This window comes from Aeromonas sp. FDAARGOS 1406 (assembly GCF_019048565.1).
Classification (GTDB): Bacteria; Pseudomonadota; Gammaproteobacteria; order Enterobacterales; family Aeromonadaceae; genus Aeromonas; species Aeromonas caviae.
The window spans coordinates 2,449,013-2,463,265 of record NZ_CP077378.1; the positions used below are offsets into that span (position 1 = coordinate 2,449,013).

Annotated in this window: 13 protein-coding genes; 5 read left to right on the top strand and 8 right to left on the bottom strand. The window is 62.4% G+C overall.

Features of this window, described 5'->3' with window-relative positions; translation table 11 throughout:
* Positions 1–40 precede the first annotated feature (40 nt).
* The gene (gene pgeF, locus I6L36_RS11500) at positions 41–778 is read right to left on the bottom strand and encodes a peptidoglycan editing factor PgeF (protein ID WP_053288035.1); all 738 of its coding nucleotides are present in this window, start codon (positions 776–778) and stop codon (positions 41–43) included.
* A gap of 119 nt (positions 779–897) precedes the next feature.
* Positions 898–1,878 (bottom strand): 23S rRNA pseudouridine(1911/1915/1917) synthase RluD, encoded by a 981-nt coding sequence (gene rluD, locus I6L36_RS11505; RefSeq protein WP_053288034.1) that lies wholly within the window; start codon positions 1,876–1,878, stop codon positions 898–900.
* Positions 1,879–1,994: 116 nt separating this feature from the next.
* Between rluD and I6L36_RS11510 the strand changes: the two genes are divergently transcribed.
* Positions 1,995–2,750: an outer membrane protein assembly factor BamD gene (locus I6L36_RS11510; RefSeq protein ID WP_039039695.1), complete on the top strand. Its 756-nt coding sequence runs from the start codon at positions 1,995–1,997 to the stop codon at positions 2,748–2,750.
* A 72-nt stretch (positions 2,751–2,822) separates the two neighbouring features.
* On the opposite strand, the gene I6L36_RS11515 is transcribed toward I6L36_RS11510, so the two are convergent.
* The 3 genes from I6L36_RS11515 to I6L36_RS11525 all read right to left on the bottom strand — a co-directional run bounded on the left by I6L36_RS11515 (position 2,823) and on the right by I6L36_RS11525 (position 6,081).
* Positions 2,823–4,130 carry a serine dehydratase subunit alpha family protein gene (locus tag I6L36_RS11515; RefSeq protein WP_049636093.1) on the bottom strand — a complete coding sequence of 436 codons (1,308 nt, stop codon included), beginning with the start codon at positions 4,128–4,130 and terminating at the stop codon, positions 2,823–2,825.
* Positions 4,131–4,156: 26 nt separating this feature from the next.
* The gene (locus I6L36_RS11520; protein ID WP_010675994.1) at positions 4,157–4,828 is read right to left on the bottom strand and encodes a transcriptional regulator; all 672 of its coding nucleotides are present in this window, start codon (positions 4,826–4,828) and stop codon (positions 4,157–4,159) included.
* Positions 4,829–5,118: 290 nt separating this feature from the next.
* Positions 5,119–6,081, bottom strand: coding sequence for an IS1595 family transposase (locus I6L36_RS11525; protein WP_111896592.1), 963 nt, complete (start codon positions 6,079–6,081; stop codon positions 5,119–5,121).
* Positions 6,082–6,254: 173 nt separating this feature from the next.
* Between I6L36_RS11525 and I6L36_RS11530 the strand changes: the two genes are divergently transcribed.
* Positions 6,255–7,457, top strand: coding sequence for an ISL3-like element ISAeme19 family transposase (locus I6L36_RS11530; protein ID WP_080988673.1), 1,203 nt, complete (start codon positions 6,255–6,257; stop codon positions 7,455–7,457).
* Positions 7,458–7,507: 50 nt separating this feature from the next.
* Here I6L36_RS11530 and pntB read toward each other — a convergent pair whose 3' ends face one another.
* The 3 genes from pntB to yqhD form a co-directional block, all read right to left on the bottom strand.
* Positions 7,508–8,992 (bottom strand): Re/Si-specific NAD(P)(+) transhydrogenase subunit beta, encoded by a 1,485-nt coding sequence (gene pntB, locus I6L36_RS11535; protein WP_010675995.1) that lies wholly within the window; start codon positions 8,990–8,992, stop codon positions 7,508–7,510.
* A gap of 11 nt (positions 8,993–9,003) precedes the next feature.
* Positions 9,004–10,530, bottom strand: a complete 1,527-nt coding sequence (locus tag I6L36_RS11540) for a Re/Si-specific NAD(P)(+) transhydrogenase subunit alpha (RefSeq protein WP_010675996.1) — start codon at positions 10,528–10,530, stop codon at positions 9,004–9,006.
* A gap of 506 nt (positions 10,531–11,036) precedes the next feature.
* Positions 11,037–12,197, bottom strand: coding sequence for an alcohol dehydrogenase (gene yqhD / locus I6L36_RS11545; RefSeq protein WP_041214265.1), 1,161 nt, complete (start codon positions 12,195–12,197; stop codon positions 11,037–11,039).
* Positions 12,198–12,315: 118 nt separating this feature from the next.
* Between yqhD and I6L36_RS11550 the strand changes: the two genes are divergently transcribed.
* Genes I6L36_RS11550 through I6L36_RS11560 form a run of 3 tightly spaced genes read left to right on the top strand, consistent with a single transcriptional unit; the run spans position 12,316 to position 14,202 of the window.
* Positions 12,316–13,239, top strand: a complete 924-nt coding sequence (locus I6L36_RS11550; RefSeq protein WP_010675998.1) for an AraC family transcriptional regulator — start codon at positions 12,316–12,318, stop codon at positions 13,237–13,239.
* 1 nt (position 13,240) lies between these two features.
* Positions 13,241–13,762 (top strand): lipocalin family protein, encoded by a 522-nt coding sequence (locus I6L36_RS11555; protein WP_041211937.1) that lies wholly within the window; start codon positions 13,241–13,243, stop codon positions 13,760–13,762.
* Positions 13,759–14,202 carry a GNAT family N-acetyltransferase gene (locus tag I6L36_RS11560; RefSeq protein WP_053288033.1) on the top strand — a complete coding sequence of 148 codons (444 nt, stop codon included), beginning with the start codon at positions 13,759–13,761 and terminating at the stop codon, positions 14,200–14,202. Before I6L36_RS11555 ends, I6L36_RS11560 begins: the two co-directional genes overlap by 4 nt.
* Positions 14,203–14,253 lie beyond the last annotated feature (51 nt).

The window sequence follows — 14,253 nt, forward strand, 5'->3', positions numbered from 1 at the left end:
GTGAAGAGGCGCTTGCGGCCACTCGCGAGCGCCTCTTCGGCTATTTTTCCAGCCACACAAGGGAGGCCATGCGACCCGTCTGCCCGTCGCGGCGATAGGAGTAGAAGCGCTCGCTGTCGCTGAAAGTGCAGTATTCGCCGCCATAGATGGCGGTGACACCGGCGCGGGCGAGGCGCAGTCGGGCCAGCTGGTAGATGTCCGCCAGCCATTTCCCCTCGATGGACGAAGGGGCGAACGCAGCCGCCGCCTCGGCCTGCTCCGCCATGAAGGCCTCACGCACTTCGCCACCCACTTCGAACGCGGCGGGACCGATGGCCGGGCCCAGCCAGGCCAGGATCTCGCCAGGCTCGCAGCCCATGGTGGCGATGCTTGCCTCCAATACGCCCCCCAGCAATCCGCGCCAACCGGCATGGGCCGCCGCCACTACGGTGCCTGCCCGATCGCAGAACAGCACCGGCAGGCAGTCGGCGGTCATCACAATGCAGGCCTGCCCCGCCTCATGCGTACAGGCGGCATCGGCATCCGGTGCGCGCTCATAACGGTCGCTCACCGGATGGACGGCGATGCCATGTACCTGGTTGAGCCAGTTGAGAGTGCCGGGGATCCCCGCCACCTGTTGCAGTCGGGCGCGGTTGACCTCGACCCTGGCCGGTGCATCGCCCACATGGGCCCCGAGGTTCAGACCGGCAAAGACCCCTTCGCTGGTGCCGCCGTCCCGGGTGGTCGAGAGAGCCCTGACATTGCCCGGCGCGGGCCAGTCGGGTGTGATCCAGTTCATCTGTGGCTCCTTTCGTTCATATGAAAACGGGGCCCCTTGGCTGCAACCAGTCAAGGGGCCCCGCATCAGATCATGGAGGGCAGGTTACGGCAGGAATCGTCGCAAGGCCGCCCTCGGGATCAGTTCCAGACCAGATCGTCAGGATTGGCCAGGGTATCCGCCCGCAGCACTTCCATCAGCGCCACCATGTCCTGCGGCGTGGGGGAGTGCCACTCCATCACTTCACCCGTGATGGGGTGCGCCAGCTTCAGCATGGTGGCGTGCAGCGCCTGACGGTGGAAACCTCGCAGGGCCTCGGTCAGTTCGGGGGTGGCGTTGCGCAGCAGACGCAGACGACCGCCGTAGGCGGGATCCCCCACCAGCGGATGCTTGATGTGGGCCATGTGGACACGGATCTGGTGCGTACGGCCGGTCTCCAGCCGCAACCGCAGACGGGTGTGACCACGGAACTTCTCGTGCACCCGGTAGTGGGTGACGGACTCGCGCCCGTTGGGCACTACGGCCATGTGGGTACGCTGGGTCGGGTGACGACCGATGGGGGCATCGACGGTGCCGCCGGCGGTCATGTGACCGATGGCAATCGCCTCGTACTCACGAGTGATCTGGCGTGCCTGCAGGGCTTCCGCCAGGTGGGTCTGGGCGGGAATGGTCTTGGCCACCACCATCAACCCCGTGGTGTCTTTGTCCAGACGGTGCACGATACCGGCACGGGGGACCTCGGCGATGCCGGGGTAGCGGTGCAGCAGGGCGTTGAGCACGGTGCCGTCCGGCGTACCGGCGCCCGGGTGAACCACCAGGCCGGCCGGCTTGTCGATCACCAGGATGTGTTCATCTTCATAAACGATGTTCAGCTCTATGTTCTGGGCATCCCAGCGGGTGTCGTCTGCCAGTTCCACATTCACATGTACCTGCTGCCCGGCCACCACTTTCTCGCGCGGGGTATTGGCAACCTGACCGTCCAGGGTCACTCTGTCCTGTAAAATCCACTCCTTGATGCGGGTCCGGGAGTAGTCGGGAAACAATTCGGCCAGGGCCTGGTCGAGTCGTTGCCCGAATTGGTGATCCTGAAATTCGCCTGTCAGTTCAATATGCTGGCTCATGTATGGTCTCTTGAGCGGGGGTATCAATTCGAAATAATCCGGGTATTCTAGCTTTTCTTTTAGCCAAGCATAACGGATACTTTGCCAATTTCGTGGAAATGGACCGGATGTTGTTGATGGGAAAGAAGTCTCACCTGCTGATGTCGCTCGCCTTGGTCGCTACTCTGATCACTGGCTGTTCCAGCACCAAACCCAAGGTTCCCGACGAACCGCCGGAAGTTCTGTACCAGAAAGCCCGCATCAAACTGGATACCGGCAACTACCTCAATGCCATCGAACTGCTGGAAGCGCTGGACTCTCGTTACCCGTTCGGTGCCTACTCCAACCAGGTTCAGCTCGATCTCATCTATGCCTACTACAAGCAGGATGATACCGCCCAGGCGATCGCCAACATCGACCGTTTTATCCGCCTGAACCCGGCGCACAAGAACATCGATTACGTCTTCTATATGCGCGGCCTGACCAACATGGCGGCGGATTACAACTTCTTCCAGGATTTCCTCGGCATCAATCGGGATGACAAGGACCCCTCCTACGCCCGTCAGGCCTTCCAGGACTTCAAGACCCTGCTGCAGAACTACCCCAACAGCAGCTATGCAGCCGATGCCCGTGCCCGCATGATCGGCCTGAAGAACCGTCTTGCCCGCTATGACCTGGGGGTAGCCGAGTACTACGTCAAGCGTGACGCCCTGATCGCCGCCGCCAACCGCGCCAAGCTGATCGTCGAGACCTATCCCGACACGGTGGAAACCGAGAAGGCACTGGAAATCATGGTCAACGCCTATGACACCCTGAAGATGCCGACCCTGGCCCAGCATGCCCGCGAAGTGTTGGCCAAGAACTACCCGGACAACCGTCTCGGTCGCGGCTGAGTAGCGAACGGACAATGAAAAACCGGAGCCACTGGCTCCGGTTTTTTTATGGCCGACGGCGGCACTCCGGGGTCACTGGTGCTTACCCTGCTGCTTGGCCCGCATGATGTTGATGATCTCGATGTCGGTATCCAGCATCCCCTCCCTGGAGAGGCGGCCCAGGTTAGCGATGGTCTGGTCCACATCGTCCGAGACGATCCCCTCGCTCTGGGGCACGCGCAGATTGTTGATGGCCATCAGCGAGGATTTCACCGCCGCCGAGGTGGAGGTGGAGACCTTCATGGAGCAGGCGCTGCCGGCGCCGTCGCAGATGATGCCGGAAACATCCCCAATCATGTTGTTGATGCAGTGGCTGATCTGCTCGAACTGGCCCCCCAGCAGCCAGGTGATGGCGGCCCCCGATCCCATGGCGGCGGTACTGGCGGCACACAGGGCGGAGAGCTTGTTCTGGTAGGCTTTGATGTAGATGGCCACCAGGTGGCTCATCACCAGGGCACGGGCTAGCTGCTCGTCATCGGCCTTGAGGAAGCGGGCCGCGGCGACCACCGGCATGGTGGCGGCAATGCCCTGGTTGCCGGAACCGGAATTGGACATGGCGGGCAGCATGGCGCCATCCATCCGCGCATCGGAGGCTGCAGACGACAGGCGCATGGCCAGGGTCATCAGATCGTCGGAAAGCAGCTTGCGTTCAACCTGGTCGGTGAGGATCTTGCCGATGCGCAGGCCATAGCCCTGCAGCCCTTCGTCCGCCAGCGCCTGGTTCATGGTGGCCGCCTCGCGGATGAAGTCGATCTCGGCCAGCGGCACCTCCAGGGCGAAGGCCACGATCTCCTTCAGGGTCATGGCGGGCTTGCCGGCCTTGGCTGGCTGGATCTGCACCCCGGGGGCACTGTCCTGCACCATCAGCACCTCGCCATCCTTCTCCATCAGCACGATGCGGGTATGGTCGGTACAGATCACCACCCGGGCGCTGTGCCCCTCCACTTCGGCCAGCACCTCGGCGTAGAGCACGTCGGGCACATCCTTCACATCCACCTCTATGGTGGGCAGCAGCCCCTTGGCCGCCTCGACCTGATCCGGCGTGAGGCTCTTGAGCACCTCCAGCCCGGCATCCGGGTTGCCACCGGTGATGCCGACGGCAGCGGCCACCGGCAGGCCGATCATGCCGGTGCCGGGCACCCCGACCCCCATGCCGTTCTTGAACAGATTGCCGCTGACCCAGACGCGGGTGCGGGTCGGTACCTGGCCCAGCAGCTTGCGGCAGTTGGCCGCCGCCAGGGCGACCGACATGGGCTCGGTGCAGCCGAGGGCCGGCACCACTTCACGCTTGAGCAGGGTAATAAAGTCGGTCCATTGTGCGTTCATTGCGATGTGTCTCATGTTCATGTCGCCCGCGTGCGGGCTCGTCATTGTTGTTCGGCCAGTTCCGCCTTGTGATTGCGGATATGCAGGTAAACGGTATGGCGGGAGATACCGAGCAGTTCGGCCACCAGTTGGGCGGCATCCTTGATCTCGAAGATGCCCATGTCGTAGAGCCGGTGCACGATCGCCTTGTTGCGCACGTTGCTGCCCAGCCCGGGATCCCTGTCCACCTTGGCGATCACCTGCGCCACCAGATCATCCACCGAGCTGGCGAAGGTTTCGGTGCCGTGGGCAGGGGGCACTGCGGGCGGGGCAAAGGTGTCGAGCAGGCTGCCAAGGGGCGTGTCCAGGCTGAAATTCACGCACAGCATGCCGATGGGTTTGCCCTCGCGGTTGCTGATGGTGATGGACGAGGACTTCAGCAGGGTGCCCTCCCGGGTGCGGGAAAAATAGCTGCTCCACTGGCTGCCGGCGGCACTGTGCAACTTGTCGAGCGCAAAATCGGTGACCGGCGCTCCCTCCTGGCGGCCGGTGATGTGGCCGTTGGCAATCTTGATGACGGAGGCATGCAGGCTGTCAAAGGCGTGCAGCACCACCTCGCAACCCGGGCCAAACAGGGCGGACAGCGCCGCCACCGCAGGCTCGAAGCTGGCAATCAGATGGCGCTCTTCATCGGTCAGTGTGCTGGCGTCGCGCAAGGGAGCTACCTCGGTCATGGGGTCATCCGGTCAACGTTGGGTAAGGATATTCAAAGCGGACTCAAATAAAATTGAGCAAATCCGCTTTTTGCGCGGGCATTATGCCCGACTGGTGAGACAACACCACAAAATGTGAGCAAAATCACGACTGAAATGACAAAAAGGCCCCATGAGAGGCCTTCAAGGTGGTTTTTTGGTGCTTTTGCTCAACTTTAATTGAGCCAGGGCTCGCCAGTCAGTCCGGACAGGCAGGCACCACCGCCTGTCTGTTCCCTGCCACGGTCATCCACTCTGGTCATAAAAAAAGGCTATGTCCCAATTACGTGTTGCATGGGGCGCCCCAGCGCCTCATGCAAGCAACGTGGCACATTCACTTCCCGCCCGTAGCGCTCCAACATCCTTCGCCAACCCAGATAATTTCTCAGATAGTGGGTCGCTACCCCATGGAACCGCTCCATCCACTCTTTCAACCGACGGTGATATCCGTTTACATGCTGGATATGGTACGCGCCAACCACACGCTCGCCTTGGCGATTGCGCACGACCTGATGGGTCACTCCCTGCGCTTTGCTGAAACTGGCATACACCCCGGAGCCGTCGCTACACAACACCGCATCTGACGAGACAAGGGGTGTCAAAACAGCTATCACCGTCTCGGCATTCATTTTCTCCAACTGAAAATCCGCATGGTGACCAGCCCGGTCCTGAACCACCATCACCGGGATGTAATCCGGCCCTGTGCCTCGGGTACGGCCTTTGCCCCCACGGTGGCGGGCCGGGCGGGGCAAACCACGTTGCCCTTTAAACGACTCCAAGAAGAAGGTCTCATCAACCTCGACGATACCCCCTTCCCGTGCCGCCTGGTGACTCGCCATGGCTTTCAGGAAGCGGTGACGCCACAAGAAGGCGGTGTTTTTACAGACTCCGCAGCGGACGGCAGCCTGTCGGACGGTCAGACCGTCGATGAGGGCCTGGGCGTAGTCTTCCCAACATTGTGCCTTGCGAAGTCGAGCCAGAGGCGTCTTGGTGAGAACGGAACTGGTGAGCAGACACTGCTTGCAGCGATAACGACGCAGCCCTCGACTCCAACCCCAGGGAGCCAACTGCGTAGCCTCGGCCTGACAGTGAGGGCGACATCGACAAGCGGGGAGTTGAGCGGCCAGCGAGGTGATTGGGTGAGGGGTAGTGAGTTCATGTTGCGCGAGGCGACGCTGGCGCATGGTGAGCTGTGGAAAGAGAGACAGTAGATGTTGAAAGGCTTGGGTATCCATGATGGAGGCCCTCAGGGTGATGACCTACTTCAAGGTTAGCCTTTCAACATGTAATTGGGACAGCGCCTAAAAAAAGGTTCTTCGCGGGATCCTGGGAAAGTGGAAGTTGACAGACAGGGTGCTGGTAAACTGGTTGTCGCCAAACACACCACCACCATCACCCTGCTGTCGCCGTGCATCATATTGATATTACCTCCTTCTGGCCAGGTTATACCGTCATCGCCCAAGCGCTTTCTGCCAACCATCACACCCTGTTTACCCTTGAGCCTCGCGCCGACTTCTTGCCCCGTTGTCGCCGATGCCTGCAACCCACGCCATTGATCCACGACCAACGTATCCGCCGGGTGCGTGAGCGAGACCTATTTGACCGACAAGTCTGGTTACAACTGCCTGTTCGCCGCGTCGACTGTCTGCGCTGTGGTCGCGTCAGTGAACATATCGACTGGCTCCCCTCTGGCTCCCGCCTCACCCGGCGCATGCAGTGCTGGATTGAAGCGCTCGTTCAGTACCTCCCCATCCGCCATGTCAGCCAGCTCACCGGGGTCGGTTGGCACACCATCAAGGAGATCGACAAGCGCCGTTTGCAGACTAGTGTGGGCACCATCGAACTTGGGGAGGTGCGGCGGCTGGTGATGGATGAGTTTGCCCTGCACAAGGGACACCGCTATGCCACCGTGATCATGGATGCCGAGCGAACCCGCGTCCTGTGGGTGGGGCACGGCAACAGTCGGGCCGCTATCCGTCCCTTCTTCGAGCAGCTCGGCGAGCGATGCCAGCAGATTGAGGCGGTGGCGATGGACATGAACACGGCGTTCGACCTGGAGGTGAAGCAACACTGCCCGCAGGCGGAGGTGGTCTACGACCTGTTCCACGTGGTGGCTCGCTATGGCCGAGAGGTGGTGGACCGGGTGCGAGTGGAGCAGGCGAATGCACTGAAAAGCGATAAACCGGCGCGAAAAGTGGTCAAAAGTGCGCGTTGGTTGCTGCTACGTAATCGGGCGAAGCTGAGTGAAAAACAGGATGTGAAGTTGCAGGAGCTGTTGGCGGCGAATCAACCGCTGGCGATGGTGTACGTGCTGAAAGAGGCGTTGAAGGGCATCTGGTATGCGCCGAGCGTGTGGGAAGGATGGCGACGATGGCGGAGCTGGATGCGGCAGGTGAAGGAAAGCGGGCTAGCGCCGCTGCAACGATTTGGTCGAAATTTATCGAAATATATGCGGGGGATCCTGGCGAGTGCAAACTACCCGATGCACACGAGTGTGCTGGAAGGGGTGAACAACAAGATCAAAGTGATAAAGCGCATGGCATATGGATTTAGGGACTCAGAATACTTTTTTCTGAAAATCAAGGCGGCCTTCCCCGGAAAGCCGCGATGAACCTAAAAAAAGGGGGCCGAAGCCCCCTTTTTGTCTCATCCGGTCAACGCTTACAGCGCCTTCAGGATGGCCTCGACGCTGGCCTTGGCATCGCCAAACAGCATCTGGGTGTTCTCCTTGAAGAACAGCGGGTTCTGGACACCGGCGTAGCCAGTGTTCATGGAGCGCTTGAAGCCGATGACATTCTGCGCCTTCCACACTTCCAGCACCGGCATGCCGGCGATGGGGCTGCCCGGATCTTCCATGGCGGCCGGGTTGACGGTGTCGTTGGCACCGATCACCAGCACCACGTCGGTGTCGGCGAAGTCATCGTTGATCTCGTCCATTTCCAGCACGATGTCATAGGGGACTTTCGCTTCCGCCAGCAGCACGTTCATGTGACCAGGCAGACGACCGGCCACCGGGTGGATGCCGAAGCGCACCTTGACGCCGCGATCACGCAGCTTCTGGGTGATCTCGGCCACCGGGTACTGGGCCTGCGCCACCGCCATGCCGTAGCCCGGGGTGATGATGACGGAGCTGGCGTTCTTCAGCATGTCGGCCACGTCTTCGGCGTTGGTCTCGCGGTATTCGCCCAGCTCCTGCTCGGCGGTGGAAGCCACGCCGTCGGAGCCGAAGCCACCGGCGATCACGGAGATGAAGGAGCGGTTCATCGCCTTGCACATGATGTAGGAGAGGATGGCACCGGAGGAACCCACCAGGGCACCGGTGACGATCAGCAGGTCATTGGAGAGCATGAAGCCCGCCGCCGCCGCCGCCCAACCGGAGTAGGAGTTCAGCATGGAGACCACCACCGGCATGTCCGCACCACCGATGGAGGCGACCAGGTGCCAGCCGAAGGCGAAGGCGATCAGGGTCATCACCAGCAGGGCGAAGGTGGAGCCACCGGCGTTGACGAAGTGGATCATCAGCGCGATGGAGACCACCACGGCCAGCAGGTTCAGCTTGTGGCGGTGCGGCAGCATCAGCGGCTTGGAGGAGATGAGACCACGCAGTTTGCCGAAGGCAACCACGGAACCGGTGAAGGTCACGGCACCGATGAAGACGCCCAGGAACACTTCCACCAGGTGGATGTTCAGCATGGCGCCGGAGAGGTGCTCGACCTGGGCGACGCTTGCCGCCTGCTCGAATGCCGCCCGGGCGGCTGCCAGGGTCGCATCCAGGTTGGAACCGACGGAGACCACCACTTCAGCGGGGGCGGAGGGGTGCAGATCGATGAAGCTGTTGAAGCCCACCAGCACCGCTGCCATGCCCACGAAGCTGTGCAGCACGGCCACCAGCTCGGGCATCTCGGTCATCTCGACCTTGAGGGCCAGACGCACGCCGATGGCGCCACCGATGGCCATGGCCAGGATGATCCAGTGGACGCCACTGGTTTCCGGGTTGAAGACGGTGGCGAGCAGGGCGATGGCCATCCCCGCGATACCGAACAGGTTGCCATGCTTGGCCGTTTCTTGCTTCGACAGTCCCGCGAGACTGAGGATGAAGAGCACGGCGGCAACGATATAGGATGCTGTTACCAGTCCTTGAGACACGTTAAACCCCCTTAATCCTTACGGAACATCTTCAGCATGCGCTGAGTGACGGTGAAGCCACCGAAGATGTTGATACTGGCAATCAGCACGGCGACAAAGGCCAGCACGGTGACCAGGGTCGACCCTTGTCCAATCTGCAACAGCGCACCGACCACGATGATGCCGGAGATGGCATTGGTGACCGACATCAGCGGCGTGTGCAGGGCGTGAGAGACGTTCCACACCACGTAGTAACCGACCACGCAGGCCAGGATGAAGACGGTGAAGTGGGAGAGGAAGGCGGCAGGCGCCACGGCAGCCACCCAACCGAAGGCGGCGATGCCGAGGGCACCGAACACGAACTTCTTGTTGGAGGGCTTGGCCTCTTCCTTCTTGGCGGCCGGTTTGGCGGCAGCGGGTTTCTGCGGGGCGGCAGAGACGGAGATGGCGGGGGGCGGGAAGGTCACTTCACCGGCCTGGACCACCGTCATGTTGCGCTGCACCACGTCTTCGAAGTCGATGGCGACGTTGCCGTCCTTCTCCTTGCACATCAGCTTCATCAGGTTCACCAGGTTGGTGCCGTAGAGCTGGGAGGATTGGGCAGGCAGGCGGCCCGGCAGATCGGTGTAACCGATCACCTTGACGCCGTTGTCAGTGACATGCAGTTCACCCGGTACCGTGTATTCGCAGTTGCCGCCGGCCTGGGCCGCCATGTCCACGATGACGGAGCCCGGCTTCATGCTGTCCACCATTTCCTTGGTGATGAGCTTGGGTGCCGGCTTGCCCGGGATCAGGGCGGTAGTGATGATGATGTCCACTTCCTTGGCCTGCTGGGCGAACAGCTCCATCTCGGCCTTGATGAACTCTTCGCTCATCACCTTGGCGTAGCCGTCGCTGGAAGCGCCATCTTCGCCGCCGAAGTCCAGCTTGAGGAATTCCCCACCCATGGACTCGATCTGCTCGGCCACTTCCAGACGGGTATCGAAGGCACGCACGATGGCACCGAGGGAACCGGCGGTCCCGATGGCGGCCAGACCGGCCACACCGGCACCGATGACCAGCACCTTGGCGGGCGGAACTTTACCGGCGGCGGTGATCTGGCCGGTGAAGAAGCGACCGAACTGGTGCGCGGCTTCCACGACGGCGCGATAGCCACCGATGTTGGCCATGGAAGAGAGGGCGTCGAGGGACTGGGCACGGGAGATCCGCGGCACCATGTCCATCGCCATCACATTGATGTTGCGCTCGGAAAGCTTCTTGACCAGCTCGGGGTTCTGGGCGGGCCAGATGAAGCTCACCAGGGTGGCACCATCCTTAATTTGTGCGATTTCGGCCTCGGTCGGCGCGTTGACCTTGAAGACAAGGTCGGCTTGCCAGACGTTCGGTACCACGCTGGCACCGGCAGCCTCGAAGGCGGCATCATCGAAGCTGGCTCGCAGGCCGGCACCGGCCTCGATGGCAACCTCGAAGCCGAGCTTTTTCAGCTGCTCGACAGTGGCCGGGGTCGCTGCGACCCGGGTCTCACCGGCGAGACTCTCTCTCGGTATTCCAATCTGCATGACTATTCCCTGATGGTTAATAAACAATCATCGCCAAGTCTCTCATGTCTGAGGGGACAAGGCATGATCAAAGTGCAGGTCACGGGCCCTTTGTTATGAAAATCAGCAGGCTTCACCTCGACCTCCTGTCACGGTCAGGCCCCCGCTTTTCAGGCGCGAGGATGATTAGTATCAAATTTTGGAGTTTTATTACAACCACGGCCCCGGGCGGGCGGGTACAGAATTCAGCCCATCCCGGACCATGATTAAAAAAAACAAACCAAATTAGGGGCTTATAACAGCAAAAAGCGCTGAAAAAAGTGATCCAACCAGTCAAAAAAAATGTTTAACCCGGCCTCTACCTTAGCGTTTTTTGTTCTTACGAAATCTGCCGTTGGCTCATCTGATGAGATGAAAAGGGAAAAAGTAACCATTTTGCAACGTTCAGGGGGCCGCGTCCCCGCCTGCTGGCGGGTTCGGGCCCCCTGGTGCAACCGGGCCTTGGGCCCGTTTCAGGCGCGCTCTGCTTACCAGGCCGCCTCATAAATATGCCGGCTCTGGGCCAGGTCGATGTCGCCGTGCTCACCCAGGGCGGTCATGCCGTGCTCTTCGAGCTTGGCCAGCAGGGCGTCGATCCGGGCGTCGGCCACGTAATCCCGCAGCCGGGTCTTGATCCCCATCCGCTCGAAGAAGTCGCGGGTGGCGGCGATGGCACCGTCGATACGCGCCTCGTCACTGCCGCTGCGCAGATCCCAGACCCGCTCGGCGTATTGCAGCAGCTTGGCGCGCTTCTGCTCGCGCTTGGCCTGAAGCAGGGCGGGCAGCACCACCGCCAGGGTCTGGGCGTGGTCCAGACCGTGCAGGGCGGTGATCTCGTGGCCCAGCATGTGGGTGGCCCAGTCCTGGGGTACACCGGCTCCGATCAGGCCGTTCAGTGCCAGGGTGGCACTCCACATGATGTTGGCACGCACGTCGTAGTTTTCCGGCTCCACCAGCGCCTTGGGCCCCTCTTCCGCCAGGGTCAGCAGCAGCCCTTCTGCGAAGCGATCCTGCACCTTGGCATCCACCGGGTAGGTGAGGTACTGCTCCAGGGTGTGGATGAAGGCATCCACCACCCCATTGGCCACCTGACGGGCGGGCAGGGTGTAGGTGAGCACGGGGTCGAGCACGGCGAAGCGCGGCATCACGAAGGGAGAGAAGAAGTGCTGCTTGTCCCCAGTGCTCTTGCGGGTGATGACGGCGCCCATGTTCATCTCGGAACCGGTGGCCGGCAGGGTCAGCACGCTGCCCAGGGGAATGGCGGAGGCCACCTCCCCCCCGACGGTCTCGAGGATGTGCCAGGGATCCCTGGCCGGATCGTAGTGCGCGGCCGCGGCGATGAACTTGGAGCCGTCCAGCACGGAGCCGCCGCCCACTGCCAGCAGGAAGTCGACCTTCTCGGCGCGGGCCAGTTCGACGGCGCCCATCAGGGTCTCGTAGGTGGGGTTGGGCTCGATGCCGCCAAATTCAAACAGGGTCAGGCCGGCCAGCTCGCGGCGGATCTGGTCCAGCAGGCCGCTGCGCACCACGCTGCCACCGCCGTAGGTGACGAGGATGCGGGCGTCGCTGGGGATCTGGCCGCGCAGCTGGGCCACCTGGCCCTTGCCGAACAGCACCTTGGTGGGGGTGTGCAGGATGAAGTTGTTCATGGGATCTCCCGGGGTGGTCGTAGTCGGTAAGGTATGGGTTGCATTTTTCTCTTATAACCCCTTACCATCAAGGGAGCTTTCTGCCGATTTCTTGCCTATTTCTACTGAGCCTGGATAAATGAGTACAAATCAGCCCATCGCGGCGACCCACCAGTCCGCCCTCGCCAGCCGACTCGCCGCCCTGGCACCCCACCCGGGGATCACCGCCGCCCCCGTGCCCGGCGTGCACCTCATCTACACCACGGAGCATCACGACCGCATCCCGGTGCTCTACCGCCCGCGCATGATCATCATCCTGCAGGGGCACAAGGTGGGCTATCTCTCGGACTTCACCTTCCGCTACGACCCCGAGCACTACCTGATGATGACCCTGCCGCTGCCCTGCGAGTGCGAGTGCTTCGCCTCCCCCGAATCCCCCCTGGTGGGGCTCTCGGTGGAGATCGACGTGGCGGCGCTGCAGGCCCTGCTGCTGGAGATGGGGGACGCGGCCCCCGCCCCGGCGGAGCCGGGTCGCGGCGTGGTCTCCGTGCCCCTCTCCGAGACCATGCTCTGCGCGGTGGAGCGCCTCATCGACGTGATGGACAAGCCGCTCCACGCCCGGGTGCTGGGGCCCCAGATCGTGCGCGAGATCCTGTTCCACGCCCTGCACGAAGGGGGTGCCCCCGCCCTGCTGGCCATGGCCAGCCGTCACAGCCAGGTGAGCCAGATAGCCCGGGTGCTGCGTATCATGGAGCAGCGCTTTACCGAGAACCTGACGGTGGAGGAGCTGGCCCGGGAGGCGAACATGAGCGTCTCGGCCTTCCACCACCACTTCAAGGCGGCCACCGCCACCTCGCCCCTGCAGTACATCAAGACCCTGCGCCTGCACCGGGCGCGGCTGATGATGCTGCACGACGGCCTCAAGGCCGGGGTGGCGGCGGACAAGGTAGGCTACGAGAGCGGCTCCCAGTTCAGCCGCGAATACAAACGCTTCTTTGGCAACACCCCGAGCGAACACGCGGCACGCTTCCGCTCGGGACAACTGCGTATCGTGGAGGGATGACATGCGCACACTGATCCTGCTCGTTCTGACCCTGCTGGCCACCGCCTGCACCGGCATTCCACCGGGACACCAGGTGGTCAAGCCCTTCCAGCTCGACCGCTACCTGGGCACCTGGTACGAGGTGGCCCGCCTCGATCACGGTTTCGAGCGCGGCCTGAACCGGGTCACCGCCACCTACAGCCTGCGGGATGACGGCGGTGTCAGGGTGATCAACCGGGGGCAGGACGAACAGGGGGAGTGGCGCGAGGCCGAGGGGCGCGCCTACTTCGTGGGTGACAGCGACGAGGGGCGCCTCAAGGTGAGCTTCTTCGGCCCCTTCTACGGCAGCTACAACGTGCTGGCGACGGACTATGAGCTCTCCCTGGTGAGCAGTTACAACCTCCAGTACCTCTGGATCCTCTCCCGCACGCCCCATCCCCCCAAAGAGAAGGTAGAGGCCCTGGTCGAGCGGGCCCGGGGGCTCGGCTTTGCCACCGACCGGCTGATCTGGGTCAGCCAGGATCCGGCGGGGAACGCCCCATGAGGATCTTCCAGGCCACCCCGCAGGACATTCCCCGGGTCACCCCCCTGTTCGTGGAATACCGGGCGTTCTACCGGCTGCCTGCCCGGCCCGAGGCCGCCGAAGCCTTCCTGCTGGAGCGCTGCACCGCCGGGGAGTCGGTGCTCTTCGTGGCCCAGAGCGAGGCGGGAGAGGTGCTGGGATTTGCCCACCTCTATCCCCTGTTCTGCTCCCTCGCCCTGAAGCCCATCTGGCTGCTGTACGATCTGTTCGTGGCGCCGGCGGCCCGCCAGCAGGGGGTGGCCCAGGCGCTGCTGGCGCGGGCCGATCGCCACGGCCAGGAGACGGGCGCCGCCTTCCTGATGCTGAGCACCGCCACCGACAACCGGCAGGCTCAGGCCCTCTACGAAGGGCACGGCTACCAGCGGGACAACGAGTTCTACAGCTACATCAAGCCCCTCTGAGCCCCTGGCCTGGCCGATTGCCGGGCCAGGACCCGGCATTATTCAGCAGGT